Origin of the sequence: Lysobacter koreensis (assembly GCF_042677045.1) — a bacterium.
In the GTDB taxonomy this organism is placed as follows: Bacteria; Pseudomonadota; Gammaproteobacteria; order Xanthomonadales; family Xanthomonadaceae; genus Lysobacter_K; species Lysobacter_K koreensis.
On record NZ_JBHTIH010000007.1, the window covers coordinates 1 to 26,754 of the forward strand.

General features: G+C 70.1%; 23 protein-coding genes and 1 pseudogene. 9 read left to right on the plus strand and 15 right to left on the minus strand.

Annotated elements, in window-relative coordinates; all coding sequences use genetic code 11:
• The coding region (locus ACFQZQ_RS12060; RefSeq protein ID WP_386813061.1) for a hypothetical protein at positions 1-210 on the minus strand (210 nt) is incomplete at its 3' end.
• A gap of 81 nt (positions 211-291) precedes the next feature.
• Here ACFQZQ_RS12060 and ACFQZQ_RS12065 point away from each other — a divergent pair.
• On the plus strand, positions 292-738 hold the full coding sequence (locus tag ACFQZQ_RS12065) for a DUF192 domain-containing protein (RefSeq protein WP_386813062.1): 447 nt from the start codon (positions 292-294) through the stop codon (positions 736-738).
• A gap of 28 nt (positions 739-766) precedes the next feature.
• Here the strand turns inward: ACFQZQ_RS12065 and ACFQZQ_RS12070 are convergent.
• A pseudogene (locus tag ACFQZQ_RS12070) lies at positions 767-977 on the minus strand (rubredoxin).
• A 49-nt stretch (positions 978-1,026) separates the two neighbouring features.
• On the opposite strand from ACFQZQ_RS12070, the gene thiE reads away from it, so the two are divergent.
• Both thiE and hemL read left to right on the plus strand, forming a co-directional pair.
• Entirely contained in the window at positions 1,027-1,686 is a 660-nt protein-coding gene (thiE, locus tag ACFQZQ_RS12075) for a thiamine phosphate synthase (RefSeq protein WP_386813063.1), read from the plus strand.
• Complete coding sequence (hemL, locus tag ACFQZQ_RS12080) at positions 1,683-2,972, plus strand: glutamate-1-semialdehyde 2,1-aminomutase (RefSeq protein WP_386813065.1); 1,290 nt, start codon at positions 1,683-1,685, stop codon at positions 2,970-2,972. Before thiE ends, hemL begins: the two co-directional genes overlap by 4 nt.
• 59 nt (positions 2,973-3,031) lie before the next feature.
• Here the strand turns inward: hemL and ACFQZQ_RS12085 are convergent, their stop codons facing one another.
• From ACFQZQ_RS12085 to ACFQZQ_RS12100, 4 genes are all read right to left on the minus strand, one after another.
• On the minus strand, positions 3,032-4,258 hold the full coding sequence (locus tag ACFQZQ_RS12085) for an acetylornithine/succinyldiaminopimelate transaminase (protein ID WP_386813067.1): 1,227 nt from the start codon (positions 4,256-4,258) through the stop codon (positions 3,032-3,034).
• Between the two features lie 67 nt (positions 4,259-4,325).
• Positions 4,326-4,745, minus strand: a complete 420-nt coding sequence (locus ACFQZQ_RS12090; RefSeq protein ID WP_386813068.1) for a VOC family protein — start codon at positions 4,743-4,745, stop codon at positions 4,326-4,328.
• The gene (locus ACFQZQ_RS12095) at positions 4,742-5,587 is read right to left on the minus strand and encodes an SDR family oxidoreductase (protein ID WP_386813069.1); all 846 of its coding nucleotides are present in this window, start codon (positions 5,585-5,587) and stop codon (positions 4,742-4,744) included. Before ACFQZQ_RS12095 ends, ACFQZQ_RS12090 begins: the two co-directional genes overlap by 4 nt.
• A gap of 25 nt (positions 5,588-5,612) precedes the next feature.
• The gene (locus ACFQZQ_RS12100) at positions 5,613-6,272 is read right to left on the minus strand and encodes a serine/threonine protein kinase (protein WP_386813070.1); all 660 of its coding nucleotides are present in this window, start codon (positions 6,270-6,272) and stop codon (positions 5,613-5,615) included.
• 112 nt (positions 6,273-6,384) lie between these two features.
• Here ACFQZQ_RS12100 and ACFQZQ_RS12105 point away from each other — a divergent pair, with 112 nt between their 5' ends.
• Positions 6,385-8,391 carry a bifunctional DedA family/phosphatase PAP2 family protein gene (locus ACFQZQ_RS12105; RefSeq protein WP_386813071.1) on the plus strand — a complete coding sequence of 669 codons (2,007 nt, stop codon included), beginning with the start codon at positions 6,385-6,387 and terminating at the stop codon, positions 8,389-8,391.
• 109 nt (positions 8,392-8,500) lie between these two features.
• On the opposite strand, the gene ACFQZQ_RS12110 is transcribed toward ACFQZQ_RS12105, so the two are convergent.
• The 3 genes from ACFQZQ_RS12110 to ACFQZQ_RS12120 form a co-directional block, all read right to left on the minus strand.
• A complete protein-coding gene (locus ACFQZQ_RS12110; protein WP_386813072.1) occupies positions 8,501-9,091 on the minus strand; it encodes an LON peptidase substrate-binding domain-containing protein in 591 nt (196 codons plus the stop codon).
• A gap of 106 nt (positions 9,092-9,197) precedes the next feature.
• On the minus strand, positions 9,198-10,640 hold the full coding sequence (locus tag ACFQZQ_RS12115) for a Mur ligase family protein (protein WP_386813073.1): 1,443 nt from the start codon (positions 10,638-10,640) through the stop codon (positions 9,198-9,200).
• A 142-nt stretch (positions 10,641-10,782) separates the two neighbouring features.
• On the minus strand, positions 10,783-11,361 hold the full coding sequence (locus ACFQZQ_RS12120; RefSeq protein ID WP_386813074.1) for an adenylate kinase: 579 nt from the start codon (positions 11,359-11,361) through the stop codon (positions 10,783-10,785).
• A 126-nt stretch (positions 11,362-11,487) separates the two neighbouring features.
• Here ACFQZQ_RS12120 and ACFQZQ_RS12125 point away from each other — a divergent pair, with 126 nt between their 5' ends.
• From ACFQZQ_RS12125 to ACFQZQ_RS12135, 3 genes are read left to right on the plus strand one after another with little or no spacing between them, the layout of a single operon-like run.
• Positions 11,488-12,744, plus strand: a complete 1,257-nt coding sequence (locus tag ACFQZQ_RS12125) for a 6-phosphofructokinase (RefSeq protein ID WP_386813075.1) — start codon at positions 11,488-11,490, stop codon at positions 12,742-12,744.
• Between the two features lie 59 nt (positions 12,745-12,803).
• Positions 12,804-13,415 (plus strand): hypothetical protein, encoded by a 612-nt coding sequence (locus tag ACFQZQ_RS12130; RefSeq protein WP_386813076.1) that lies wholly within the window; start codon positions 12,804-12,806, stop codon positions 13,413-13,415.
• Positions 13,416-13,419: 4 nt separating this feature from the next.
• Entirely contained in the window at positions 13,420-13,926 is a 507-nt protein-coding gene (locus tag ACFQZQ_RS12135) for a DUF2846 domain-containing protein (protein ID WP_386813077.1), read from the plus strand.
• Positions 13,927-14,011: 85 nt separating this feature from the next.
• On the opposite strand, the gene ACFQZQ_RS12140 is transcribed toward ACFQZQ_RS12135, so the two are convergent.
• Positions 14,012-14,545 (minus strand): hypothetical protein, encoded by a 534-nt coding sequence (locus ACFQZQ_RS12140; protein WP_386813079.1) that lies wholly within the window; start codon positions 14,543-14,545, stop codon positions 14,012-14,014.
• Positions 14,546-14,879: 334 nt separating this feature from the next.
• Between ACFQZQ_RS12140 and ACFQZQ_RS12145 the strand changes: the two genes are divergently transcribed.
• Positions 14,880-16,949, plus strand: coding sequence for a sodium-translocating pyrophosphatase (locus ACFQZQ_RS12145; RefSeq protein WP_386813080.1), 2,070 nt, complete (start codon positions 14,880-14,882; stop codon positions 16,947-16,949).
• A gap of 644 nt (positions 16,950-17,593) precedes the next feature.
• Complete coding sequence (gene ppa / locus ACFQZQ_RS12150; protein WP_386813081.1) at positions 17,594-18,142, plus strand: inorganic diphosphatase; 549 nt, start codon at positions 17,594-17,596, stop codon at positions 18,140-18,142.
• A gap of 89 nt (positions 18,143-18,231) precedes the next feature.
• Here ppa and ACFQZQ_RS12155 read toward each other — a convergent pair whose 3' ends face one another.
• The 5 genes from ACFQZQ_RS12155 to ACFQZQ_RS12175 all read right to left on the minus strand — a co-directional run bounded on the left by ACFQZQ_RS12155 (position 18,232) and on the right by ACFQZQ_RS12175 (position 26,638).
• The gene (locus ACFQZQ_RS12155; RefSeq protein ID WP_386813082.1) at positions 18,232-19,086 is read right to left on the minus strand and encodes a sulfotransferase family protein; all 855 of its coding nucleotides are present in this window, start codon (positions 19,084-19,086) and stop codon (positions 18,232-18,234) included.
• Positions 19,083-20,084 carry an aspartyl/asparaginyl beta-hydroxylase domain-containing protein gene (locus tag ACFQZQ_RS12160; RefSeq protein WP_386813084.1) on the minus strand — a complete coding sequence of 334 codons (1,002 nt, stop codon included), beginning with the start codon at positions 20,082-20,084 and terminating at the stop codon, positions 19,083-19,085. Before ACFQZQ_RS12160 ends, ACFQZQ_RS12155 begins: the two co-directional genes overlap by 4 nt.
• A gap of 138 nt (positions 20,085-20,222) precedes the next feature.
• Positions 20,223-23,168, minus strand: a complete 2,946-nt coding sequence (locus tag ACFQZQ_RS12165) for a TonB-dependent receptor plug domain-containing protein (protein WP_386813085.1) — start codon at positions 23,166-23,168, stop codon at positions 20,223-20,225.
• 78 nt (positions 23,169-23,246) lie between these two features.
• On the minus strand, positions 23,247-24,170 hold the full coding sequence (locus tag ACFQZQ_RS12170; RefSeq protein ID WP_386813087.1) for a helix-turn-helix domain-containing protein: 924 nt from the start codon (positions 24,168-24,170) through the stop codon (positions 23,247-23,249).
• 143 nt (positions 24,171-24,313) lie between these two features.
• A complete protein-coding gene (locus ACFQZQ_RS12175) occupies positions 24,314-26,638 on the minus strand; it encodes a winged helix-turn-helix domain-containing protein (protein WP_386813089.1) in 2,325 nt (774 codons plus the stop codon).
• Between the last annotated feature and the right edge of the window lie 116 nt (positions 26,639-26,754).

The window sequence follows — 26,754 nt, forward strand, 5'->3', positions numbered from 1 at the left end:
CCGCGTTTCGTACTTGCCACCGAAGTGATCAAGTGAGCCGCACATCTTACAGCAGATTCCACGTCCGTCAACACCTTGTGAAATCTTTTTCTGCCGCTTCCCGCCGGGCCGATGCATCACCGTGGCGGGGCGCGCATTGTGCACACCTCGATCGGAATTGGGAAGAGCCCAGCGAATGTTTTTTTGGGTCTTGGCAGCGACTCGACGCATGGACTCGACGCGCGCGCGGCCAGCTTGACTCCGCCAGGGACGTGCTGGATGGTCGACGCCATCACCAATAGGAACATGCCGATGTTGCGAACTCGCCTGTTGCTCGCGTTTTGCGGCCTGACGTTGGCCGGTTGCGCATCCGGCAATGGCCTGTGGGTGGAGCTCGGCGGCCAGCGCTATGCGGTGGAGGTCGCCGACGACGATGCCGAGCGCGCGCGCGGCTTGATGTTCCGCGATGCCATGCCCGAACGCCACGGCATGCTGTTCATCCATGAACGCCAGGAACCGCAGGCGTACTGGATGAAGAACACGCGCATCGCGCTGGACATCCTGTACTTCGACGAGGCACGCAAGCTGGTGTCGCAGCAGCGCGATGTGCCGCCGTGCTCGGCCGGCGACCGTTGCCCGCCGTATCCCAGCGATGCGCCGGCGCGGTTCGTGCTGGAACTCAACGCCGGCGAAGCGGCGCGACTGGGGCTGAAGAACGGCGCGGAGCTGACGTTCGGACCCGGCATGGCAAGCCCATAAGAGACTGTATCGGGCGAAATAGTCGCTCTTACAGCTCCATCATCTCGAAGTCGTCCTTGGTCACGCCGCAGTCCGGGCAGGTCCAGGTGTCGGGGACGTCGTCCCAGCGCGTGCCGGCGGCGATGCCTTCTTCGGGCAGGCCCTTGGCCTCGTCGTAGATGAAGCCGCAGACCACGCACATCCAGGTGCGATAGGCGGTGATCGTGGCGGTCTCGGACATGGGCGGATAATGCGTGGATTGCGGGACGCGCATTGTCCCACCCCGCCCGCGTCCACGGAAGCCAATAGATGCAGTTGTCGATCAACCCGGACTGGCCGCGGCGTGGCCTTTACGCGATCACCCCCGACGATGCCGACACCAAGCGATTGCTGGCGCGGGTGGAGACGGTGTTGCGCGCCGGCGCCGCTTGGCTGCAGTACCGCAACAAGCATGCGGACCAAGTGCTCCGCGACCAACAGGCGCGCGCGCTGCAGCCGCTGTGCCGGTTGCATGGCGTGCCACTGATCATCAACGACGACTGGCGACTCGCCGCGGCGATCGGCGCCGATGGCGCGCACCTGGGCAAGGACGACGGTGAACTCACGGTGGCGCGCGCGGCACTGGGGCGCGGCGCGCTCATTGGCGCGTCGTGCTACGACGATCTCGCGTTGGCCCAGCGGGCGGTCGCCGGCGGCGCGAGCTACGTCGCATTTGGGGCGTTTTTCCCCTCAACCACCAAGCCGAGCGCGCGCCGCGCACCGACCGGTGTGCTGCGCGACACCGCCCAGCTGGGCGTGCCGCGGGTGGCGATCGGTGGCATCACCCCGGACAATGCGCGCTCGCTGGTCGTTGCCGGGGCCGACCTGGTCGCCGTGATCAGCGGCGTGTTCGACGCGCCCGATCCCGCCGCGGCCACCCGCGCCTACCTCGCCTGTTTCGCAGAACCCACCGAAGAAGACCGCCGATGAAGACCGACCACTCCCGCGCCCTATTCGCCCGCGCCTCGCAACTGCTGCCAGGCGGTGTCAATTCGCCGGTGCGCGCGTTCAAGTCGGTGGGCGGCGAACCGTTCTTCGCGCAGCGCGCGGAAGGCGCGTACCTGTTCGACGTCGACGGCAACCGCTACATCGACTACGTCGGCTCGTGGGGGCCGATGATCGCCGGTCACGCGCATCCGCAGGTGCTCGAAGCGGTCGCGCGGACGATGCGCGATGGCCTCAGCTTCGGCGTGCCCAATGCGCTGGAAGTGACGATGGCCGAGGCGATCACGTCGATCGTGCCCAGCTGCGACATGGTGCGGATGGTGAATTCCGGCACCGAGGCGACGCTGTCGGCGATCCGCGTCGCCCGCGGCGCCACCGGCCGCAACCGCATCGTCAAGTTCGAGGGTTGCTATCACGGTCACGGCGACAGCTTCCTGGTCAAGGCTGGCAGCGGCGCGCTGACGCTGGGCCTGCCGAACTCGCCGGGGGTGCCGGCGGCGCTCGCCGACCTCACGCTGACGCTGCCGTACAACGACTTCGACGCGGCCACGAAGCTGTTCGACGAGGCCGGCAGCGACATCGCCGGGCTGATCATCGAGCCGATCGTCGGCAACGCCAACTGCATCCTGCCGCGCGAGGGCTACCTGCAGCACCTGCGCGAGCTGTGCACGCGGCACGGCGCGCTGCTGATCTTCGACGAAGTGATGACCGGTTTCCGGGTCGCACTCGGCGGCGCGCAGCAGCGCTACGGGATCACGCCCGACCTGAGCACGTTCGGCAAGATCATCGGCGGCGGCATGCCGGTCGGCGCGTACGGGGGACGGCGCGACCTGATGTCGCAGGTGGCGCCGAGCGGGCCGATCTACCAGGCCGGCACGCTGAGCGGCAACCCGGTGGCGATGGCGGCCGGGCTGGCGACGCTCGAGCTGATCCGCGCGCCCGGCTTCCACGACGCCCTGGAACGCAACACGCACGCGCTGTGCGACGGCCTCGAGGCCGCGGCGCGCGAGGCAGGCGTCGCCTTCCACACCACGCGCGCGCCGGGCATGTTCGGGCTGTATTTCCGCGAAGGGCCTGTGGAGACGTTCGCCGAGGCGATGGCATCGGACACGGCGCGCTTCAACCGCTTTTTCCACGCGATGCGCGAGCGCGGCGTGTACTTCGCGCCGTCGGCGTTCGAGGCCGGGTTCATGTCGAGCGCGCATGGCGAGGCCGAGATCGCAGCGACCGTGGCGGCGGCGTGCGAGGCGTTCGTGATCGCGAAAGGCTAAGCAGGAGCGCCCTCACCCCAACCCTCTCCCGCTAACGGGAGAGGGAGCCTGAAAACTGATCAGCCGCGTTTGAACTCCAGCAACGCCGCGCGCAACCGCGCCAGGCCCTCGGCCACGTCGGCGTCGGAAATGTTCAGCGCCGGCACGAAGCGCAACACATCGGGGCCGGCCTGCAGCAGCAGCAGCCCGTGCTCGATGCAGCGATCGAGGATCTCGCCAGCCTTGCCCGCGTGCGCCTCACGCAGCTGCGCGCCGAGCATCAGGCCGCGGCCGCGGATCTGCGCAAACAGGCCGAACTCGGCATCCAACGCGGCCAGCGCGTCGCGGATTACCTGCGCCTGCCGGGTCACGTTCGCGAGCAAGGCGGCTGACGACAACTCCTTCAACGCGGCGCCGGCGACCGCGGCGGCGAGCGGGTTGCCGCCGAACGTGGTGCCGTGCGCGCCGAACTGCATCGCCTGCGCGGCCTGCTCCCCGACCAGCATCGCGCCGATCGGGAAGCCGCTGCCGAGCGCCTTGGCCAGCGTCACCACATCGGGCGTGACGCCGTAGCCGTGGCAGGCGAACAGGTGGCCGGTGCGGCCCATGCCGCACTGGATTTCGTCGAGCACCAGCAACGCGCCGTGGCGATCGCACAGCGCACGCAAGCCGTGCACGAACTCCTCGCTGGCCGGGGTGACGCCGCCCTCGCCCTGCACCGGTTCGACCAGCACCGCGCAGACGTCGCCGGCGGCCATCGCCGCCTCGGCCGCGGCCAGATCGTTGAAATCGCTGTAGCGGAAGCCTGGCGGCAGCGGCTCGAAACCCTCGTGGTACTTCGGTTGCGCGGTCGCGGTGACCGCGGCCAGGGTGCGGCCGTGGAAGCTGCCGCGGAAGCTGAGGATCACGCGGCGCTCGGGCGCGCGACCCTGCGCGGTCGCCCACTTGCGCGCGAGCTTGATCGCGGCCTCGTTGGCCTCGGCGCCGGAATTGCAGAAGAACACGCGCTGCGCGAAGCGCGAGGCCTCGACCAGCGCCTCGGCCAGCCGCAGCGGCGGCTCGCTGATGAACACGTTGCTGGTGTGCCAGAGCCTGCCGGCCTGAGCGGTCAGCGCGGCGATCAGCGCCGGGTGCGCGTGGCCGAGCGCGTTGACCGCGATGCCGGCACCGAAGTCGACGTACTCGCGACCGTCGCGATCCCATACCCGCGCGCCCTGGCCGCGATCGAGCACGATCCGGCGCGGCCGGTAGACCGGCAGGTAGTAGCGTTCGGACAGCGCGTACAGCGAATCGGTGTTGTCGTTCATGGCGATGGCAGCAGGAGCGGACGGCGATTATCGCGCAAGCGCTCGCGCCGTTCTCTCCCGCCGCTTGTCACCACTGGCCGGTGTTGGGCATCGACACCCACGGCTCGCGCGGCGGCAGCGACGCGCCCTTCTGCAGCAGCTCGATCGAGATGCCATCGGGCGAGCGCACGAACGCCATGTGGCCGTCGCGCGGCGGTCGGTTGATCGTGATCCCCAGTGTCTGCAGGTGCGCGCAGGTGGCGTGGATGTCGTCGACCGCGAACGCGAGGTGGCCGAAGTTGCGCGCGCTCGCGTACACCTCGTCGTCGTAGTTCCAGGTCAGCTCGATCTCGGCCTCGGGGTTCTCCGGCGCGCCGAGGTAGACCAAGGTAAAGCGGCCTTGCGGGTGGTCGCGGCGGCGTGTCTCGAGCAGGCCCAGGCCATCGCGGAAGAACGCCAGCGAGGCGTCGAGGTCGCGCACCCGGACCATCGCGTGCAAATACTTCATCGGTGCTTCTTCGGCAGTTGCGAATCGGTAAGGAACAGGTCCGGCAGCAGGTGCTGCGTCGGGTCGACCGCGTACTGCGCGAAGTCGTTGACGCCGGCGGCGAACAGCACGTCGTCGTCGATCAGGAAGTGGCCGTGGAAGCCGTCCGACGACCGCACCAGGATCGCGTGCGCGGCGTCGGCGACGATCTCCGGGGTGCGGCACTGCGCCGCCTCGACCCCGGGGATCATGTTGATCGCGTCGGTGGCGATCACCGTGCGCGGCCACAGCGCGTTGACCGCGACCCCTTGCGGGCCGAACTCGGCAGCCAGGCCCAGGGTCACGAAGCTCATGCCCATCTTGGCCAGGGTGTAGGCGGTATGCGGCGCCCACCATTTCGGGTCGAGGTTCAGCGGCGGCGCCAGCGACAGGATGTGCGGGTTCGGCGCCTGCAGCAGGTACGGCAGGCACGCCTGCGCGCACAGGAAGCTGCCGCGCGCGTTGACCTGCTGCATCAGGTCGTAGCGCTTCATCGGCGTCTCGAGCGTGGGCTTGAGCCAGATCGCGCTGGCGTTGTTCACCAGGATGTCGATGCCACCGAACATGTCGACGGTAGCGGCGACCGCGGCGCGCACTTCCTCTTCCTCGCGGATGTCGCATTTCAACGGCAGCGCGCGCCCGCTGGCAGCCTCGACCTCGGCGGCGACGGAGTGGATGGTGCCCGGCAGCTTGGGGTTGGCGACCGCCGACTTGGAGGCGATCGCGATGTTGGCGCCGTCGCGGGCGGCGCGCAGCGCGATCGCGCGGCCGATACCGCGCGAGGCGCCGGTGATGAACAGGGTCTTGCCCGACAGCGTGTTCATGGAGTTCTCCTCGGCGAAGGCCGATTCAGGGCTTGGGACCCTGGCCTTCATTGTCCTCCCACTTCAGCAAGCGGCGCGTTATGAAGCGGTAGACCGGCTTGCCAGTCGCGAACCACGCCTCGCGCAGCCACGAGTGGCGCTTGAGCACGCGCCGCTCCACCGGCGTGATCGCATCGGGACAGTAGGTGCGCTTGTGCTTGAGCAGGTGGCGCAGGTCCTCGCGCGCGAGCAGGCGCATCCAGCGCGAGCGCGGATCGCCGCGGGTGGCGAGCTGGAAGTCGATGATCGCCGGCGTGCCGTCCTCGAGCACCAGCCAGTTGGCCTCCTTGGCCAGGTCGTTGTGGGCCAGCCCGCGCCGATGCAATCGCTGCAGCAGCCGGCGCGCCTGTTGGAAGTACGCCAGGTCATCGCGCGGCGGTCGCTGGTACATCGCCGCGCCTGCCATATAGCTGCGATCGAGGCGGCGGCCGTCCCAGCGCAGCAACTGCGGCGTCGCGGGGAGGCCATCGACGCGCTGCAGCGCGCGCGCCTCGCGCCGCGCCAGGTACCACGCCGGCAGGCGCAGCCACAGCGGAACGTGGACCAGGTCGCGGCGCACGAACAGGCCGCTGGCGTCGCGCATCAGGGCGATGCGGCCGAAACTGTCGGCCTTGAGCGCGGAAACTTCGGTGGCGTCGGAATGCATCGCGGCAGTGTACGCAAGCGCGGTCTCGTACCAAGCGCCCTCGTGCGACACGCGCCACCGTATGCCGTGAGTACTGGACCGGAAGGTCGCATCGCGCTGCCATAATCGGCCGATGGAAACCGCCTGGCTGCAAACCGCGACCGAATGGATCAGTGCCCATCCGCTCGCGGCCGGCGGCCTGGCGTTCGCGATCGCGTTCTGCGATGCGCTGGTGATCGTCGGCATCGTGGTACCGGCGCTGCCGCTGCTGATCGCGATCGGCGTGATGGTCGGGCTGGGCCACATCAACGGGCCGTACGCGGTGGTCTGCGCGGGCCTGGGCGCGTTCTGCGGCGACGCGTTGAGCTACTGGATCGGCCGGCGCTGGGGCCTGCAGCTCCGGCAGCGCTGGCCGTTCTCGCGGTACCCGCAGTGGCTGGACCAGGGCGAGGCGATGTTCCGCCGCCACGGCGCCAAGAGCATCTTCACCGCGCGCTTCGTCGGCGCGGTGCGGCCGTTCGTGCCGGCGATCGCCGGGATGCTGCACATGCCGCTGCGGCGCTACCTGCTGCCCAGCGCGGTCGCATCGCTGGTCTGGGCGGCGTTGTTCCTGGCCCCGGGCTGGGTGCTGGGCGCGTCCTACGACGCGGTGGCCGCGGTCGCCGACCGCCTGGCGCTGGTACTGCTGTCGTTGCTGGCCGCGATCGGGCTGGTCTGGGCCGGGGTGCTGTACACGTGGCGCTGGTTCGCCGCGCACGCTGACACCCTGCTCGCGCGCGCGCTCGGCTGGACCCGCGCGCATCCGCGACTAGGCCGCTACGCCGCGGCGCTGATCGACCCGAACCGTCCCGAATCGGCCTCGCTGGTGATGCTGGCTATGTGCCTGCTGGCGATCAGCTGGGCGTGGTTCACGCTGCTCGCGACGCTGCTGGCCAGCGGTGGCCCGCTGGCGATCGACCACCGCATCCACGACTTCATGTGGGGCCTGCGCAACCCGCTCGCCGACCGCCTGATGGCGGCGCTGGCCAGCCTCGGCGACGTCGCGGTGCTCGGCCCGGCGGCCGCGGTCGCGCTGGGCTACCTGCTGTGGCGGCGGCGCTGGATGGCGGCGGCGCACTGGCTGGCGGCGCTGGTGTTCGGGCTGGCGCTGACCGCGTTGCTGGAGGCGGCGATCGACATGCCGCGGCCGCCGACCGCGCCGGCCGGCTTCGGCTTCCCGTCGGTCGCGGTGACGATGACCACGATCACGTTCGGCTTCTTCGCGGTGCTGATCGCGCGCGAGTTGCCCGGGCGCACCCGCGTGTGGCCGTACCTGCTGGCCGGCGTGGTGACCACCCTGGTCGGCTTCGCGCGCCTGTACCTGGGCGCGCACTGGCCCAGCGACCTGGTCGGCGGCACGTTGTTCGGTTTTCTATGGCTGCTGGTGCTGGGCATCGCCTACCGGCGCCACGTCGCGCGCTCGTTCTGGATGCGGCCGCTGGCGTGGCTGTTCTACGGCACGTTCGCCGCCGCGGCGCTGTGGCATGCGCCCCGCGCGGTCGACCCGCTGCTGGCGAAGTTCACCTCGACCCCAACCACCACCGTGCTCGCGCAGCACGACTGGTGGACGCGCGACTGGGCCACGTTGCCCGAGCAGCGCAACGAGACCGACGCGCGCCGGCGCTGGCCGCTGGACGTGCAGGTCGCCGGGCCGCTGGCGCCGCTGCAGGCCGCGCTGCTCGCGCAGGGCTGGCGGGTGCAGCCGCAGGCCGGCTGGGTCAAGACGATCGGCCTGCTCGACGACGACACCGCGCTGCGCGCCCAACCGGTGCTGCCGGCCACGCTCGACGCGCAGGCCGAAACCTTGCTACTGCTGCACGACGGCGAGCGCCCCGACGAGCAGCACGCGCTGCGCCTGTGGCCCGCGCCGGCCGCGCTCACCGACGGCGTGCCGCTGTGGCTGGGCAGCACCCAGACCTTGCGCGCGAAGCGGCTGCTCGGCGTGGCGACGCTGTGGTTGCCCGAGCCCGACACCGGCCACGCGCACGCCGCGCTGGCCTCGGCGGTGCGCGGGTTCGAGCACATCGAAAGCCCGCATCCACGCAACGGCATGCCTGTGCTGCGGCTGCGCACGACCGGCGCCGGAACGCCGACGCCGTAAAAGGTTCCTGTAGTGCCGAGCCTTGCTCGGCACGCTTTCGGTGCGGGCAAGCGCGTGCCGAGCAAGGCTCGGCACCGCACCGCACCGCACCGCCACCAAGGCAACAGCACTAAGGCAGCAGCGCCAGCAGCCGATCGAGTCGCTGGTGGGGATCGTCGAGTTGCAGCAGTTGCTGCCGTTGCGGGTTCTCCAGCGGCAGCAGCTCCGCCAGCCGCCAGCCGACCCAGGCCGCGTCGTCGAAGCGCGCGCTCGGTGCGTTGGCGTGCTCGCCGCCGGCGTGGTCGAGCACCTGCCGCAGGATGGTCGCGAGCAGGCCGTGTTCGGGCCGCACCGGCTCGGCCGCATCGGCCGCGCACCAGTTCACTTGCGCGACCTGCAGGCCGTTGTCGCGCACCCGCACCTGACGCGCGACGAAGCGCCGCGCGCCGCGCACGCGCAGGGTCAGCAGGCCGTCATCGCCGGTGCCGAAATCCTCGATCACCGCCTCGGTGCCGTACGCGGCCGCCGACGCGGGCGCGCCCACCTCGTGGCCGTCGAGGATCAGGCACACGCCGAAGCCGCGTTGCTGGCGGCCGCAATCGCGCACCAGGTCGAGGTAGCGCGGCTCGAACACGCGCAGGCCCAGCGCCGAGCCGGGCAGCAGCACCGTGTGCAGCGGGAACAGCCCCAGCGCTTCGGTGGCGGATGTGTCGGCCGGCATGGCGGAAAGTCTACGCGCGCTCCCGCAGGTTCGAGCTTGCTCGGACGGCTTTTTCAGTCATGACATCGAACCGCCATCCGAGCAGGCTCGGATCTACAACAGCCGATCAGCGTGCCGCGGCCTGCTGCAACGTCGCCAGGAACCGTCGCGGGGCGCCGTCGAAGCCACCGTTGGACATGAACACGACGTGGTCGCCGGGCAGCACGCGTTGCGCCAATACCGCGATCAACGCATCGACGTCGGCCGCGGTCACGCCCTGCCCGCGCAATCCGCCCACGACCTTGCCCGCATCCCAAGCCAGTTCCGGCCGGTGCAGGAACACCACCGCGTCGGCGCCATCCAGCGACGGCGCCAGCGCGTCGGCGTGCGCGCCCAACCGCATCGAATTGCTGCGCGGCTCCATCGCGACGACGATCCGCGCGTCGCCGACCCTGGCGCGCAAGCCCGCAAGCGTGGTCGCAATCGCGGTCGGGTGGTGGGCGAAGTCGTCGTAGACAGTGATGCCGTCGTGGGCGCCGATCACTTCCATGCGTCGCTTGACGCTGCGGAAGTTCGACAGCGCCGGCAGCACGATCGCGGCGTCGACCCCGACCGCGTTCACCGCGGCCAGCGACGCGAGCGCGTTCATCACGTTGTGGCGGCCAAGCAGGGGCCAGTGCACTTCGCCGATCTCGACGCCGTCGTGGACCACCACGAACGCGCTGCCGTCGGGCGCGAGCAGGCGCGCGGTCCAGTCGAACGCCGCGCGCGCCGCACTGCCGCTATCGGCACGGTCGCCATGGCTTTCATGGCCCATCGCCTGCGGCAGCAGGCTCGGATCGAGGCCGAAAGTCTCCACCGGCGTCCAGCAGCCCATCGCCAGCACCTCGGCCAGGTAACGATCCTCGCCGTTGACGATCAACCGGCCGCGGCGCGGCACCGTGCGCACCAGGTGGTGGAACTGGCGCTGGATCGCGGCCACGTCCGGGAAGATGTCGGCGTGGTCGTACTCGAGGTTGTTGAGGATCGCGACCAGCGGCCGGTAGTGCACGAACTTGCTGCGCTTGTCGAAGAACGCGGTGTCGTACTCGTCGGCCTCGACCACGAACTCGCGGCCCGCGCCGATGCGCGCCGACACGCCGAAGTCCTCGGCGACGCCGCCGATCAGGAAGCCCGGCGCGCGGCCGGCGGCTTCGAGCAGCCAGGTCAGGATCGTGGTGGTGGTGGTCTTGCCGTGGGTACCGGCGACGGCGAGCGTGTCGCGCCCCGGCAGCACCTGTTCGGACAGCCACTGCGCGCCGGAGGTGTACTTGCGGCCGTCGTCGAGCACCTGCTCGACCGCCGCGTTTCCGCGCGAGAGCGCGTTGCCAATCACGATCTCGTCGCAGTCGGCGGAGATGTTGCCCGGCAGGTAGCCCTGGCCGAGGGTGATGCCGAGGTTTTCCAGCTGCGTCGACATCGGCGGATACACCGCCTGGTCGCTGCCTTCGACCGCGTGGCCCAGTTCGCGCGCGAGCGCGGCGACGCCGCCCATGAAGGTGCCGGCGATGCCCAAGATATGGAGTTTCAATGAAGCGGTCTCATGCGGGACAGGGAAGCGCTGCCATCCATGGCGCTAGATTGCCGTCTTCGGATCGTCCGGCCCGGCGATCCATGACCGGGCGTTCGCCGGCGCAGCCAATGCCGATAGGGCATCGGCTGATCGCGCCCGCTCACCCAACCTCGCGCACCGGCACCAGCGCCTCGATCACGCGGTTGAACACCTCGTCCAGCGAGCCGACGCCGTCGACCACGGTCAACTGCCCGTGCTGGCGGTAGAAATCGATCACCGGCGCGGTCTGGTTGTCGTACACGCCCAGGCGGGTGCGCACGGAATCGGGGCTGTCGTCGGCGCGGCCCTCGGCGGCGGCGCGGCCGGCGATGCGGTCGACCAGCAGGTCGGTCGGCACGTCCAGCTGCACCGCGAAATCCATCGGCTGGCCGAGGCGGGTCAGCAGCGTGTCGAGCGCGGCGGCCTGGGCGAGGTTGCGCGGGTAGCCGTCGAGGATGAAGCCGCCGGCGGTGTCCGGGCGCGAGAAGCGGGCCTCGAGCATGCCCAGCAGGATCTCGTCGCTGACCAGGTTGCCGCTGGCCATCACTTCCTTGGCTTCCAGGCCGAGCGCGCTGCCGGCGGCGACTTCGGCGCGCAGCAGGTCGCCGGTGGAAATGTGCGGCACCTGCAGGTGCTCCTTGAGCCGCGCGGCCTGCGTGCCCTTGCCGGAACCGGGCGCGCCCAGCAGTACCAATCGCATCAACATCACTCCTGAGGACAGAAATCCTGGGGCGCGGGCGGCGCTAGACTGCGTGCGGCCGCGCCCGCATGCCGGGCAAATCGGCGGCCAGCTTACCGCATCCCGGCCGTTTTCCTGGAACCCGCCATGCCCTCTGGAACCCTGCTCTACGCCCAATCCGGCGGCGTCACCGCCGTCATCAACGCCACCGCCGCCGCCGTGATCGAGACCGCCCGGGGCAAGCGAATCAAGGTGCTGGCGGCCCGCAACGGCATCCTCGGCGCGCTGCGCGAGGAGCTGATCGACACCTCGAAGGAGTCCGCCGCGGCGATCCGCGCGCTGGCCCACACCCCCGGCGGCGCGTTCGGTTCGTGCCGGGTCAAGCTCAAGTCGCTGGACGCCGACCGGGCGAAGTACGAGCGCCTGCTCGCGGTGCTCAAGGCCCACGACGTGCGCTGGTTCCTCTACAACGGCGGCAACGACTCGGCCGACACCGCGCTCAAGGTTTCGCAGCTCGCGGCCGAGTTCGACTACCCGCTGACCTGCATCGGCGTGCCCAAGACCGTCGACAACGACCTGGCGGTGACCGACTGCTGCCCGGGCTTCGGCTCGGCCGCAAAGTACACCGCGGTGTCGGTGCGCGAGGCCGCGCTCGACGTCGCGGCGATGGCCGACACCTCGACCAAGGTGTTCGTGTACGAGGCGATGGGCCGCCACGCCGGCTGGCTCGCCGCCGCCGCCGGGCTGGCCGGGCAAGGCGCCGACGAGGCGCCGCACCTGATCCTGTTCCCGGAGCGGCCGTTCGTCGAGGCCGACTTCTTCGCCAAGGTCGACGCCACCGTCAAGCGCGTCGGCTACTGCGTGGTGGTCGCCAGCGAAGGCCTGCAGACCGCGGACGGCCAGTTCGTCGCCGACGCCGGCGGCGGCAAGGACTCGTTCGGCCACACCCAGCTCGGCGGCGTCGCCTCGCACCTGGCCGGGCGGGTCAAGGACACGCTCGGCCACAAGGTGCACTGGGCGCTGCCCGACTACCTGCAGCGTTCGGCGCGGCACCTGGCTTCGAAGACCGACCTTGAGCAGGCCCAGGCGGTCGGCCGCAAGGCGGTCGAGTTCGCGCTCAAGGGCATGAACGCGGTGATGCCGGTGATCGTGCGCACCGCCGATACACCGTATCGCTGGAAGATCGAAGCCGCACCGCTAAGCAAGGTCGCCAACCACGAGAAGAAGATGCCGGCCGGCTTTATCCGCCGCGACGGCTACGGCATCACCGCGGCCGCGCGCAAATACCTGGAGCCGCTGATCCGCGGCGAGGCGCCGCCGCCGTACGGACGCGATGGGTTGCCGAAGTACGTGGCGTTGAAGAATGTCGCGGTGAAGAAGAAGCTGCCCGCCTTCGAAGGCTGATGACCTTGGCAGGCGCCTGATGTTCGGCTAACGTCGGCCGCCAACGGCAGGGGGAGCCGATGAAATCATCTGTATGGATGCTGGCCGCATTGGTTGCGGCCGGCATGGCGCACGCGAGCGCGGCAACGCCGGAATTGCACCCGATGCCGGACACCACTGTCGCGACCAGCGCTGCTGACGTCGCCACGGCAGCACCGACGGCGTGCTGTCGGATCGCGGCAGGCACCGTGGTCGAACTGGAAATCACCGAGCCGGTCAGTTCGTCGCGGCACAAGCGCGGCGACAGGTTCGGCCTGCGGCTGCATGCGCCGCTCACGCTGGCCGGCGCAACCGCGATCCCCGCCGGCGTCATCGGCGTCGGCGAAATCGTCCATGCCGCGGCCGCGCGCGGCGGCGGCAAGCCCGGCGAATTGCTGCTCGCCGCGCGCCATCTCGAACACGGCTCGGTGCAGTGGCCGCTGCGGGGCCTGAAGCTGGGGTCGAGCGGAAAGGACTCCACCGCGGCGGCGCTCGGTGCGGCGCTGGTGATCGGTCCGTTCGCGCATTTCATCCGCGGCCACGAGATCGAAATTCCGGCCGGCACCCGCGTCAACGCCAAGCTCGCCCAGGACGTCGTGCTACCGGCAACGGCCGCCCCAAATCCACCCATCACTGTCACCAACCAGGAGTAACCCGATGCTTTGCAAGCTCCAGAGTTCCGCGCTGTGCGTCCTGCTCGCCCTGTCCGGCACGGCCATCGCCCAGGAAGCCGAAACCGCCACCGCCATCGCCAGCGCCGAAGTCGCGGCGGAAGCGTCCGCCCCGACCACCATCGATGCCCAGGCCACCACGGCGTCTTCCGGACTGATCGGCGCCGCGCCGGAAGGCAAGGGACAGATCGTGTTCTTCCGCCCGTCGAAGTTCACCGGCGCGGCAATCGGCTTCAAGGTGCGCGAAGGCAAGACCGAGCTGGGCAAGCTGCGCAATGGCAAGTACTTCGTCGCGCAAGTCGAGCCGGGCGCCCACGAGTACACCGTTCATTCGGAAGCCAAGGACGTGCTGAACCTGGAAGTCGAAGCCGGTGAAACCTATTACGTGCAGGGCACGATCACGATGGGCTTCATGGCCGGCCGTCCGAACCTGTCGCCGTCCGACCAGGCCACCTTCGACGGCATGTCCGACAAGCTCAAGCTCGCCGAATAACCGGCGCAGGTCGTGACAACGACAAAGGCCGCTTGCGCGGCCTTTGTCTTTTTTCAGAACACGCTAGTTCGCAACACGCCAACCACTACTTGCAGGGCATGCCCTCGACGCTGGTCTGCGCCGCGAACATCGGCACCGCGGCCAGCTTGTTGGCCTCGGCGTTCTTGCGCTGCTCCTCGAGGTAGATCCGCGACTTGCCCTGGTCGTCGAGCTTCGGCGGCGCGACGTTCGCCGGCTTGCGCCACACCTTGACCACCGCCAGCTGGGTGCCGCAACTCGCGTTCGGCACCCGGATCAGGTCGTTGAACTTCCAGCCCGCCTTCTCCGACGGCTGCGCCTTGGCGGCGTCGACGAAGCGCGCGCGCGGCTGGCAGTTGGCGCTGGTGCGGACCACCGCGAACTTGTACGGCTGCTTCGCGTCGCCGGTGAACAGGCCTTCGATGCGCGCACAGGCCTCCGGGATCGTGCGCAGGGTGTGCGCGGCACCCACCGCCTGCGGCTTGATCGCGGCGCGGGTGATCTCCGGCTTGGGGTTGGCCGAGGCGGGATTGGCCGACACCGAGCCGGCGGCAAGCGCGGGCAGTACGGCGAGGGCGAGCATCAGGGGCGTCAGGCGCATGGGGGCGCTCCTTGGGGGATTGCGGCGCAGGCTGGCATGGCGCGCCTGAACCGTCCGTCGACGCGGAGATTTTCCGGGGGATTTCGTAGGAGCGGCTTTAGCCGCGATTGGAGCGCGAGAGCTATTGGATCGCCCCGCCGGCCCTCGATGACGCGTGGACTTTCGATCGCGGCGGAAGCCGCTCCCGCAGGCGCGACGGGGCCCCGGCCTCGGATTGGCACGACGACCTGTGCCATAGTCGGGCCGCTGCCGGTGTGGGGGATTCCCCGGCTCGCAGCACAAAAACACATGCGATCGATCAATTGTCCGATGTTTCCACTCTGGGGAGGGGTTCATGCTGGAGCAGTACGGTTTGCACGTGGCGCTGATTTGCGCCGTCATCGCGATCCTTTACGGGATCATCTCGGCGCGCTGGATCAGCGCGCAGCCCGCCGGCAACGCCCGCATGCAGGAGATCGCCGGCGCGATCCAGGAAGGCGCCCGCGCCTACCTCAACCGCCAGTACACGACGATCGCCATCGCCGGCGCGGTGCTGTTCGTGGTGATCGGCATCTTCCTCGACTGGCCCACCGCGATCGGCTTTTTGATCGGTGCGGTGCTGTCGGGCGCGGCCGGTTACATCGGCATGAACGTGTCGGTGCGCGCCAACGTGCGCACCGCCGAAGCGGCGCGCCGCGGCATCGGTCCGGCGATGGACGTCGCGTTTCGCGGCGGCGCGATCACCGGCATGCTGGTGGTCGGCCTGGGCCTGCTCGGCGTCGCCGGCTACTGGCTGGTGCTCGCGCAGATGGGCATCACCGGCGAGAAGGCGCTGCACGCGCTGGTCGGGCTGGCGTTCGGCAGTTCGCTGATCTCGATCTTCGCCCGTTTAGGCGGCGGCATCTTCACCAAGGGCGCCGACGTCGGCGCCGACCTGGTGGGCAAGGTCGAAGCCGGCATCCCCGAGGACGACCCGCGCAACCCGGCGGTGATCGCCGACAACGTCGGTGACAACGTCGGCGACTGCGCCGGCATGGCCGCCGACCTGTTCGAGACCTACGCGGTCACGATCATCGCCACGATGCTGCTGGGCGGGCTGATGATCACGACCGACCCGGCGACCACGGTCGGCGCCAACGCGGTGCTGTACCCGCTGGTGCTTGGCGGCGTGTCGATCATCGCCTCGATCATCGGCGCGCTGTTCGTCAAGGTGAAGGCCGGTGGCTCGATCATGGGCGCGCTGTACAAGGGCGTGATCGTCTCGGCGGTGCTCGCCGCGGTCGCGTTCTACCCGATCACCACGCAACTGATGGCCGACAACGCCTACGGCGCGATGAACCTGTACTGGTGCTCGCTGATCGGCCTGGTGCTGACCGGCGCGATCGTGTGGATCACCGAGTACTACACCGGCACTCAGTTCAAGCCGGTGCAGCACATCGCCGCGGCATCGACCACCGGCCACGGCACCAACATCATCGCCGGCTTGGGCGTGTCGATGAAATCCACCGCATTGCCGGTGATCGCGGTGTGCGCCGCGATCTGGGGCGCGCACGCGCTCGGCGGCCTGTACGGGATCGCGATCGCGGCCACCGCGATGCTGTCGATGGCCGGCATGATCGTCGCGCTCGACGCGTACGGCCCGATCACCGACAACGCCGGCGGCATCGCCGAGATGGCCGAGCTGCCGCCGGAAGTGCGCGCGGTCACCGACCCGCTCGACGCGGTCGGCAACACCACCAAGGCGGTGACCAAGGGCTACGCGATCGGGTCGGCCGCGTTGGCCGCTCTGGTGCTGTTCGCCGACTACACGCATAACCTGGAGACCGCATCGGCCGCGAAGGCCGCGGTGACGGGCGTCGCCGCCGAAGTGCTGCGCTTTGACCTGTCCGACCACATGGTGATCATCGGCCTGCTGATCGGCGGCCTGATCCCGTACCTGTTCGGGGCGATGGCGATGGAAGCGGTCGGCCGGGCGGCGGGTGCGGTGGTCGAGGAAGTGCGCCGCCAGTTCCGCGAGATCCCCGGGATCATGCAAGGCACCGGCAAGCCGGACTACTCGCGCGCGGTCGACATGCTGACCAAGTCGGCGATCAAGGAGATGGTGATCCCGTCGTTGCTGCCGGTCGCGGTGCCGGTCGTGGTCGGCCTGCTGCTGGGGCCGAAGGCGCTGGGCGGGCTGCTGATCGGCACCATCGTGACCGGCCTGTTCGTGGCGATCTCGATGACCACCGGCGGCGGCGCGTGGGACAACGCCAAGAAGTACATCGAGGACGGCCACCACGGCGGCAAGGGTTCCGAGGCGCACAAGGCCGCGGTCACCGGCGACACCGTCGGCGACCCGTACAAGGACACCGCTGGACCTGCGATCAACCCGCTGATCAAGATCATCAACATCGTGGCGCTGCTGATGGTGCCGCTGCTGTAACGATCGGTCGCAATGCAGGACCCACAACGGCGGCCTTCGGGCCGCCGTTTTCGCAGGGCGGGCCCCGGCCCGCACTCGAGGGGTCGGCGATCGTTCGGAAGGCGGGCCAGGGCCCGCAATCGAGGGGTCGGCGATCGGCCGAAAGGCGGGCCAGGGCCCGCCCTACGATGCCGACCGTGCCGGGGTCACGCGCCACTCTCCGGGTGTCGAGCGCGACACCCTAGGCATCGCGCGCCACTGCGGGAGAGTCGCGCGACACATTCCCGGGCATCGCGCGCCGCACTTTGAGAGTCGGGTGCGACACTCCTGGGTATCACGCGCCACCCTTTGGGAGTTGCGCGCCACACTCCCCGGTATCGCGCGCCACTCTTCGAGAGTCACGCGCGACACTCCCGGGCATCACGCGCGACACCGGCAGAGTCGCGCTCGACTCTCCGGGTGTCGCGCAGGCCCGTCCCGACGCCCTCGCCCCCCGCCCCGCCCCGGCGCGCGAGGTCCGCCGGCCCACCCGGCAAACCAGAAACCCGCTTGCTGCACCGCAGCAGCCAGCCGCGTAAAATGCCGGGCCACGCGTCCCCTCCCCCTCGGTCACCCCGATCACCCTGCCCCGCCCCTCGGCGCGGCCACCAGTTTTGGAGCAGCACATGGGCCTGGACCTCGTCCCCACCGGCAAGAACCCGCCGGATGAGATCAACGTCATCATCGAAATCCCCAAGGACGCCGAGCCGGTCAAGTACGAGGTCGACAAGGCGTCGGGCGCGATCTTCGTCGACCGCATCCTGTCCACGCCGATGCGCTACCCGTGCAACTACGGCTACGTGCCGCACACCCTGTGCGGCGACGGCGACCCGGCCGACGTGCTGGTGATCCTGCCGCTGCCGCTGATCCCCGGCTCGGTGATCCGCTGCCGCCCGGTCGGCGTGCTGCGCATGAGCGACGAGGCCGGCAGCGACGAGAAGATCCTCGCGGTGCCGATCGACAAGGTGTTCGCCGGCTACAGCCACATCGACGACATCGACAAGGTCAGCAGCCACTGGTGCGAGCGCATCGGCCACTTCTTCGAGCACTACAAGGACCTGGAGAAGGGCAAGTGGGTCAAGCTCGACGGCTGGGGCGGCGCGATCGAGGCCAAGGCGGTGCTGAGCGAGGCCGTCGAGCGCTTCAACAGCAGCACCGACAAACCGAATTTCTAAAGGCTTGCCGTCGTCGGAAAAAACAAAGGCCGCCCTCGGGCGGCCTTTGCCGTTTCAGCGCCGTGGCGCGCGCCGGGCCCAGCGCGGCATCAGAGTCCGGCCAGCCGCGCGGCGCGGTCCGCGGTTGCCTGCAGGCCCGGCCACAGCCGCTGCAGGTCGGCGGCGTGGCGGCGGACCACCTCGGCGTCCTCGGCGGTGGGCTGTTCGCCGGCGGCCGTGGGCACGCCGCCATTGAGCGGCCGGTCCCAGCCGTAGTCCAGCGCCAGGCACAGCCGCGCGATCTCGCCGGAGGGATTGGCCAGGAAGTCGTCGTAACGCAGCACCCGCCAGCGCTGCGGCGCGAGGGCTTCGAGGTCGGCGAGCAGCACGTCGGTCGCGGCCTGCCACTGCCCGGCGACGATGTCGGCCAGCGGCTTGCCGGCCAACGCGCGCCAGCCCGGGGTCAGCAGCAGCGCCCAGTGGTCGCGCGGCCAACCGGGCAGGCCGGCATAGGTGCGGAACTTGCCCGAGGCCCAGGCCAGCAGCATGTTCGCCAGCACCTGGCGCGGGTCGCGGTAGAGGTACACGAACTGCGCGTCGGGAAAGGCCTGGGCCAGGAACGGCACGCGCAGCGAATGCTTGGGGGTCTTGTCGAGCAGCCGGAACGGCAGTCGCTGCGGCGGGGCGCCGTCGCGGTCGCGCGCGGCGGCATCGAAGCGCCGCGCCAGTTCGGCGGCCACCGCCGGGGTGGCGTCCGCGGCCAGCAGGCGGTTGGAGTCGAAACCGCGCGCGCGCACGTGCAGGCCGTCGATGCCCTCGAGCAGCTGGTGGCTGGCGGCGCCGGCGCTGTACACCTTGGGCGCGCGCATCAGCGTGTCGAACAGCAGCGAGGCGCCCGAACGCGGCGAGGCGACGATGAACACCGGGCGGTCGAGGATCGCGGCCGGCTCGGCGGCGGCGCTCATGCGTTGTCTCCGGCGGCGTTTCGCGCGGCGCGCTGCTGCTCGGCGGTCGCGGCCACCGGCGGACCGTCGGCGGCGACCGCGAACTTGGCGACGATGGTCATCATCGCGTTGAACCAGCGGATCTCGTTGTTGAGCAGCACGCCCTGGCTCGGGCCTTTGACCTCGTCGGTGAAGCGCTGCAGCGCGGTGCGGAACGCGGCGCGGCCCTCGGGGCGATCGCCGTGTTCGAACCACAGCCCCTGCCAAGTGCGCGCGAAGCGCATCGCGATCTGGCGCACCTGCGCCAGCTGCGGGTGCGGCAGCGCGTCGGTGAACAGCAGGCTCAGGTGGGCGTTGACTTCCCACGGGCTCATCACGGTGGGCACGTTGACGGTTTCGCACGGAAACGTGGCGACCACGCCCGGCTTGGGCAGCAGCGGCTGCGCCTGCCACGTACCTGGAGGGGCGTTGTGCGGGCGGCCGCGGCCGACCAGGTCCCAGAAGCCGCCGCCGCCGACGGTGTCGACGACCAGGTGGATGCGCGACTGCACGGCGTCGTTGATCACCCGGTGCTGGCGCCAGGTGTCGAAGATCCAGCACTCGCCGGCGGCCATGTTGATGCTCGCGTCGCCGCATTCGAAGCGCACCGTCGGCTGGGTCACGACCGGCACGTGCACGCGCACGCGCTCGGTCCAGTAGTAGCCCTGGTCGGCGTGGCGGGTGACCTCGGCGTGCCCGGACAGGCGCATCAGCCGGCTGCGACCGGCGGTGACACCGAGGCTGGCGAACACCTGGCTCAGGTACGGACAGCGCAGCAAATGCGGGGTCGGGCGCATCGCGCCGGCGAACGATTCGTTGTCCGGGTCGCCGCCGACCGCCAGCAACGGCAGCATCGAGTTGCCGGCGAAGCCCTGCGGGTGCGGCTTCCACGCGCCCTCGCCCAATGCGTCGATCTCGGCGGCCAGCGCGGCCGCGTCGAACGCGATCGGCAACTGGATGAACGGCACCTGCAATTTCATCGGAAAACCCGGCGGAAAACCCGCGCCTATCGTACACAGGCGCAGCGCGCGGCCGGCACGCGACCGCGACGCGGGCGCACAAAAAACTACGGCCCCTTGCGGGGCCGTAGGTGGTGCATGCAGCGATCGGCGAACCGATCAGAAGCGCTGCTGGTACTTCATGTACACGAAGCGGCCGATGTCGTAGCCACCGTAGTACGAGTAGCCCGAGTTCGGCTGGTCGTAAGCCGGCGCGGCGTAGTGCTCGAACACGTTGTTGGCGCCGAGCGCGATCGTGGCATTCCACGGCGCGTTGAAGCGGACCTGCACGTCATGGAACGTGTTGGAGCCCAGTTCGTTCAGCGGGGTGATGTTGCCCTGCGTGTCCGGCGCCGAGTAGTTCGGCAGGCTGCAACGGTCGTCGAAGTAGCAGTTCTCCTTGGTGCCCGAGTAGTAACGGGTCGACCAGCTCGCGCCCCACGGACCCTTCTCCCACGACAGGTTGGCGTTGGAGCGCAGGCGGAAGTTGCCGCCGAAGCCGTTCTGCTGCGACGGCACGCCTTCCAGGTTGTCGGCCTTGAGCTCGTTCTTGCTGACGTAGGTGTTGAGCCACGCCAGGCCGAACTTGCCGTACTCGGTGGCCAGGTTGTAGGTCAGGTCGAAGTCGAAGCCTTCGGTTTCGACGAAGCCGGCGTTACGGCCGCCGAACGACAGGAAGGTGATCTCGCCGGTCGCCGGGTCGCGGGTGAACAGGTCCGACGAGCAACGCGAGGCGATGCCGCGGATGTAGCAGTCGTCGAGGATGTCGGTCGGGCTGTCGGCCACGATCGTGTTCTCGATGCGGATGTTCCACCAGTCCAGCGACAGGTTGAGGCCTTCGGCGAAGCCGGGGCTCCAGACGAAGCCGAGCGTCTTGGACTCCGAGGTTTCCGGGCTCAGGTTCGGGTTGGAACCGGACAGGAACGGGATCGGGGTCTGGGTGCCCGGGCCGTCGGCCAGGCCGTCGGGATCGTTGGCCGGCTGGCGGTAGCCGGCCGGAACGTCGGCCAGGCACGCGGCGCTGCCGGCGACCGAGCCGAAGCTGGTGTCGCACGGATCGGTGTAGTCCTCGAAGCTCTGCGAGACGCCACCGAACAGGTCGGCCACGGTCGGGGCACGGAAGCCTTCCGACCAGGTGCCGCGCACCAGCACCGAGTCGAACGGCTTCCACTTAAAGCCGAACTTGCTGTTGGTGGTGTTGCCGAAGGTGTCGTAGTTCGAGTAGCGGCTGGCCAGCGACAGGCTCAGTTCCTTGGCGAACACCACGTCGGTCAGCAGCGGGATCTGCAGCTCGGCGTAGACCTCGTCCAGCGAGTAGCCGCCGCCGGTCGGGCCGGCGGCCAGGTCGGTGGAGATGCCGGTCTGGGCCAGCGCGTCGGGCGAGAACGAACCCTCTTCCTCGCGGTGCTCGACGCCGACCGCAACGCCCAGGTCACCGGCGGGCAGGGTGAACAGCGAGCCGGCGATATTGGCGTAGTAGACGTTGGTGGTGGTTTCCGACAGCGCCTGGCCCGGCAGGTACAGGAACGCCTGCACGTTCGGGTCGCCGAGGCCATTGGCGGTGGCGTAACCCAACGGGGCCAGCGGGTTCCACGGCGTGCACGCGCCGGGGCCAAAGCCCAGCGGGATCGGGTTGGCAGCGGTGCCGCACTGGGCGATGCCCTGGGCGTTGATGAACGACGCACCCGTGGCCAAGCCGACGGCCTGGGTGTTCAGGTTGCCGGTGCTGACCTGGACGCCCTCGTTGCGGTTGTGCAGGTAGCCCGCGTCCCAATCCCAGAAGCGCTCGCCGATGTCGAACGAGCCGGCGAACGCGCCGCTGAAGCGGAACGTGTTGAGGCTGTTGTGGACCTCGCGCGGCACTTCCCAGCCACGACGCACGTACTGGATCGCCTGACGCGGCACGCCGGCCGGCACGCCCGTGGCCTGGTTGCCCAGCGGGTTGAAGACGCTGTCGATCGACAGGCCGCCGTCGGACAGGTCGAAGTTGGCGCTCTGGAACGGGTAGCCGGCGTTCTGCGCGAACGAGTCGCGGTCGGTGTAGAGCACGTCGGCGTTGAACGCGACGTTGTCGGTGATGTCGAACGTGCCGTTGACGAACATCGACTTGCGGGTGATGCCGCTGTACACGGTCGAGGCCAGCGCCGGGTTCGAGGTGTCGGTGCCGTTGGGCGCGCGGTAGCTGGCGAAGTCGGCCGGGTTGAGACCGGCGACGTCACGGCGCAGCGTGCGGGTGGCGAAGATCGGGTTGCCGGCGGCGTTGACCTGCCCGGTGTTGTACGAGAACCGGCCCCACTGGGTGGTGCCCGACAGGCCGCCCGGACGCGGCGCGCTCTTCTCGCCGGTCGGGAAACGCACCTTGGAGAACCAGCGGTCACGCGCCCACACCGGGTCTTCCTTCGAGTACTCGACGCCGGCGGTGACCGAACCGCGGTCGCCGGTGAAGCCGAGCACGAAGTCGTACACCTGGCGGTGGCCGTCGCCCTGGCCGTACTGGCCGAGGTAGGCGTTGGCTTCGGCGCCTTCGAAGTTCTTGCGGGTGATGATGTTGATCACGCCGGCGATCGCGTCGGAACCGTAGATGGTCGACGCGCCGTCCTTCAGCACTTCGATGCGCTCGACCATCGAGGCCGGGATCGAGGCGACGTCCTGCAGGCCGTCATTGGTGATGCCCAGGCGCTTGCCGTTGACCAGGATCAGGGTGCGATTGGCGCCCAAGTTGCGCAGGTCGATGTACTGGCCACCGACGGCTTCGCCCGAGGACAGCGGCGAGGTGCGGCTGATCGCCGGCGAACCGACCGCGGTGATGTTCTGCAGGATGTCGGCGACCGACTGGAAGCCCTGGTTCTCGATGTCGTTGCGGTCGATCAGCAGCACCGGGGCCGAGGTCTCGGTGTCGACCTGGCGGATGCGCGAGCCGGTGACTTCGATGCGGTCCAGATTGGTGGCGTCTTCCTGCGCCGGGGCGGCGTCCTGTGCGCTGGCGAAGGCCGGCACGAGTGCGACAGCGATGCCGGCCGGCAGCAGGCCGAGCCGCATCGCGGTACGCGAAATGCGATGGGTCATTTATCTCTCTCCAGATAATCGTTTCGGGCGCGTTGTTACAGGTGTGTTAAACGCTCAGCCAACTTACGGATCGCCGCCCTACGCTGCTTTGCGGGGGGCGTCGCTTGGGTTTGCCGAATCGGTCGGCGAGGGCACGGCAGCCGCGGCGCGCGCGGCGGCGCGGTAGTGGCTCGCGGACTGGCCGAAGCGGGCGCGGAACGCGCGCGCGAAGCTGCAGCAGTTGTCGAAGCCGCTGGCCGCGGCGACCTCGCCGATCATCATCGTGGTCCCGGCCAGCAGTTCGGCGGCGCGCTCCAGCCGCATGCGCGCGGCGGCGGCCTGCGGGCTTTCGTCGTAGAGGGCGTGGAAGGTCTTGGAGAAGTACCAGCTGGAGAAGCTGGTCAGCTCGGCCAGCTCGCCGATCCGCACCACCCGGTCGCAGTTGCCCTGCAGGTACATGTGCGCGCGCTGCAGGCGGCCGAACACTTGGCGCTTGCGGCCGCGCGAGCGACCCGGGCAGCGCGCGATGCCGGCGGTCAGCTCGCGCTGGATGCCGGCCAGCTGCAGCAGGATCGGCCGCAGCGGCGCGGCGTCGAACGTCCCGCCCGGTTCCTGGGCGGCCAGGCGGCTGGCGGCTTCGCGCCACAGGCGCAGGGTCACCGCGGCCTCGGCGCGCGCGATCCGGCCCCGCCCGGCGAACAGGGTGCAGTCGGCGAAGCGGGCGATCGAGCGCAGCGCGTCGGCCGACAGGGTCAGGCCGATGCAGACGCCGTGGCGGTCGGCCTGCAGCAGCGGCTTGGAGTCTTTCTCCAGCGCGATCCAGTCGCCGCGGCGCAGCCGGAACTTGCCTTCCTTGGCCTCGACCCAGGACGTGCCGCGCAGCTGCACCCAGATCGAGAACGCCGCCCCGGACAGCTGCGCGCTGCCCAGCCGCGACACCGCCACGCACTTGGTCTGGCCCGCCGTCTCAGGCGCGTCGGCCTGCAGCAGCTGCCCGCGATCCGCCCACTGTGTTTGCTCCATTGCGCACCACCGTTTGCCGAGTAAGGCCGGCAGGTTTGCGCGATGGGTGGGGCGGGATCAGGAAATTTGCCGGAGAGTTGTGCGAATTCGCTACGAAGGCCGAGCCGAAAGAGTTACGAAGGATGCTTTCCCTTTCGCATCAATTACTTGCTGACGCCTGGCCAGAAGCTCTCCTGCGGCTCGGGCAAGGCCATGAAGCCGATGTCGCCGCCGACCCACTGCGACAAGGTGGAGAACGCGGCGTCCTGGCGCGGGCTGATGCTGAATCCACCGATCCCGGGGACCCGCTCCGGGTCTAGGCAGCGCGACATGGCCGCGGCCGCCGGCGAGCCCGCGGCGCGGCGGCGCAGCCGCGCCCCGCAATCGGGCTGCCGATCGATGAACCACAACTGGCCGTCGCTGCCGACCGTCCATTGCCGGTAACTGGCCGCCAGCGGCAGCTCGGCATCGACCTGGCGCACGCTGCCCGGCGACAGCGCGAGGTCGGACTGCCACAGCCCGGCCTGGCCGCTGCGGGTGAACAGCAGGCGCCGGGTGGCGTGGTCGACACGCACCACCGCGACGTCGTCGATCGCGGCCAGCGCCCGCCACGGCTGGCTGCGGCGGTCGAACAAGGTCAGCCGCAGGCGGCCGCCGTCGCTACCGGCCACCACCAGCAGGCGGTCGCGGTCCGCGGCGTCGGTGCCCGGCAGGTACACCGCCTGGACCGGGTCATGGACCGGGCTCGGCAACCGGGTCACGCGCGCGCTGGCGGGCGCCACTTCGTGGATGCCGGCCACGCCGCTGGCGTCGGAGCCGACCAGCAGCAGCGTGCGGCTGTCCGGCGACCACTCGGGGAGATGCCGCGACTCGGGCAGCACGCCGTCGATCAGGCGCAGGGAATTGGGTTGCTGCAGGTCCGCCCACCACAGCCCGAACTGGCCGGACCGGTCGGAGGCGAACACCAGCTGCCGGCCATCCGGGGCGATGGCCGGAAAGCGGTCGCGCCCCGAGGATGGGAACAGACGCTCGGCTTGGCCGCCGGGGCCCAAGTCGAAGCGGTAGATCCCGTAGTAGTTGCGCTGCTGCGAGAACGCCAGCGCCGGTGCGCGCGCCGCGGTCGACGGCTGCACGCCGTCGCCGACACCCAGGTCGCGCACCACGCCGCTGTCCAGGTCGAGCCGGTACAGGCGGCTTTCGCTGTCGTGCCAGCGCGAGTAGACGATGCCGCGGCCGTCCGCGGTCCAGTCCCAGCCGCGGATGTCGGCGCGCAACCGGGTCAGCGCGCTGGCGCTGCCGCCCGTAGCGGGCACGCGCCAGAAATCGCCCAGCGGGGTGTTGCGCACGAATACGATCCAGCGCCCGTCGGGCGAGTAGCGCGGCGCGGCGTCGATGTCGTCGGCACTGGCCGCGTACTCGATCCGGCGCCAGGCGCCACGGGCCAGGTCCAGCACGCGCAGGCCGGCGTTGTCGCCCAGCGTCCCGCGGCTGCCGAACACCAGGCCCTTGCCGTCCGGGATCCAGTCGAACTCGGGCGGACTGCGGTGGTCGCAGCGGCCGACGACGCGCTCGGTGCCGCCGTTGGACGGCACCACCATGACCGCGCAGCCCACTCCTGCGCGCACGCGCAGGAACGCGATCTCGCGGCCATCCGGGGACCAGGCCGGCGCCGAGTCCTCGGCCGGCGCCGGCGGCCGGGTCAGCTGCCGCGGCGGGCTGGGATCGGTGGTCTGGACCATGATGGCCGTGGCCCGCTGGCCCGCGGGCACGGCCACGTAGGCGACCAGCGCCGCGTCGGGCGACAGCGCCGGCGCGGATTCGGCCCCGGGCACGGAGGTGATCAGCCGGTACGGCAGCGCCGCGGCGCTCCCGGCCGCTGCCACGCCGGACGCTAGCCGGGGATCGTTCGAGGCCTCGCGGCGCAGCGACCACGCGTAGGTTGCGGCCACCACCACCGCCGCAAACGCCAGCGCGCCGGCGATCGCGGCCCAGCCGCCGCGCGGTCGCGACGCCAGCGGCAACGGCACCGGGGCGACCACCTCGGCCGCGGCGACGGATGATTCCGACGCGGGCGCGGGCGTTCGGCCGCCCGCGGGCGCGGCGACCGGCGGGGCCGCCGCAACTTGCGTGGCCAGCCACTCGACCGGCGCCAGCAACCGGTAGCCGGTCTTGGCGATGGTCTCGATGTAGTGGACGTCGCCGCGCTCCTCGCCGAACGCCTTGCGCAGCTGGGTGATCGCTTGGGTGACGACGTCGTTGCTGGGCAGGGTGTCCGGCCACACCTGCGCGAGCAGGGCCTCGCGGCTGACCACCCGCCCGGCCTGTTCGACCAGCGCCAGCAGTACGCCCAGGCTCTTGGGGGTGATCCGCCGCGGCCGGTGCGAGCGCGCCGCCTGCACCTCGCGCAACGGGATGTCGACCACGCACTCGCCCACCCGCAACCGATCCGACAGGGACGATTGCGGCGGTGGCTCGGATGGTCTGGGCATGGATCCTGCGAATGATGGGTGCCAGCGGTGGCAGCGGCATGTGCCGAACGGCCACGCGCAACCGCCACACTCGGCACATCACGACAGCGGCTGCGGCACGCGCCACCGCGCGGCGC

Coding starts and splice junctions, on each gene's coding strand:
- ACFQZQ_RS12085 (WP_386813067.1), bottom strand. CDS start 4,258: ATGAACGACAACACCGATTCGCTGTACGCGCTGTCCGAACGCTACTAC.
- ACFQZQ_RS12095 (WP_386813069.1), bottom strand. CDS start 5,587: ATGAACACGCTGTCGGGCAAGACCCTGTTCATCACCGGCGCCTCGCGC.
- ACFQZQ_RS12160 (WP_386813084.1), bottom strand. CDS start 20,084: ATGAAATTGCAGGTGCCGTTCATCCAGTTGCCGATCGCGTTCGACGCG.
- ACFQZQ_RS12120 (WP_386813074.1), bottom strand. CDS start 11,361: ATGCGATTGGTACTGCTGGGCGCGCCCGGTTCCGGCAAGGGCACGCAG.
- ACFQZQ_RS12130 (WP_386813076.1), top strand. CDS start 12,804: ATGAAATCATCTGTATGGATGCTGGCCGCATTGGTTGCGGCCGGCATG.
- ACFQZQ_RS12065 (WP_386813062.1), top strand. CDS start 292: ATGTTGCGAACTCGCCTGTTGCTCGCGTTTTGCGGCCTGACGTTGGCC.
- ACFQZQ_RS12140 (WP_386813079.1), bottom strand. CDS start 14,545: ATGCGCCTGACGCCCCTGATGCTCGCCCTCGCCGTACTGCCCGCGCTT.
- ACFQZQ_RS12105 (WP_386813071.1), top strand. CDS start 6,385: ATGGAAACCGCCTGGCTGCAAACCGCGACCGAATGGATCAGTGCCCAT.
- ACFQZQ_RS12125 (WP_386813075.1), top strand. CDS start 11,488: ATGCCCTCTGGAACCCTGCTCTACGCCCAATCCGGCGGCGTCACCGCC.
- ACFQZQ_RS12175 (WP_386813089.1), bottom strand. CDS start 26,638: ATGCCCAGACCATCCGAGCCACCGCCGCAATCGTCCCTGTCGGATCGG.
- ACFQZQ_RS12090 (WP_386813068.1), bottom strand. CDS start 4,745: ATGAAGTATTTGCACGCGATGGTCCGGGTGCGCGACCTCGACGCCTCG.
- ppa (WP_386813081.1), top strand. CDS start 17,594: ATGGGCCTGGACCTCGTCCCCACCGGCAAGAACCCGCCGGATGAGATC.
- ACFQZQ_RS12155 (WP_386813082.1), bottom strand. CDS start 19,086: ATGAGCGCCGCCGCCGAGCCGGCCGCGATCCTCGACCGCCCGGTGTTC.
- ACFQZQ_RS12100 (WP_386813070.1), bottom strand. CDS start 6,272: ATGCATTCCGACGCCACCGAAGTTTCCGCGCTCAAGGCCGACAGTTTC.
- thiE (WP_386813063.1), top strand. CDS start 1,027: ATGCAGTTGTCGATCAACCCGGACTGGCCGCGGCGTGGCCTTTACGCG.
- ACFQZQ_RS12165 (WP_386813085.1), bottom strand. CDS start 23,168: ATGACCCATCGCATTTCGCGTACCGCGATGCGGCTCGGCCTGCTGCCG.
- ACFQZQ_RS12135 (WP_386813077.1), top strand. CDS start 13,420: ATGCTTTGCAAGCTCCAGAGTTCCGCGCTGTGCGTCCTGCTCGCCCTG.
- ACFQZQ_RS12170 (WP_386813087.1), bottom strand. CDS start 24,170: ATGGAGCAAACACAGTGGGCGGATCGCGGGCAGCTGCTGCAGGCCGAC.
- hemL (WP_386813065.1), top strand. CDS start 1,683: ATGAAGACCGACCACTCCCGCGCCCTATTCGCCCGCGCCTCGCAACTG.
- ACFQZQ_RS12145 (WP_386813080.1), top strand. CDS start 14,880: ATGCTGGAGCAGTACGGTTTGCACGTGGCGCTGATTTGCGCCGTCATC.
- ACFQZQ_RS12110 (WP_386813072.1), bottom strand. CDS start 9,091: ATGCCGGCCGACACATCCGCCACCGAAGCGCTGGGGCTGTTCCCGCTG.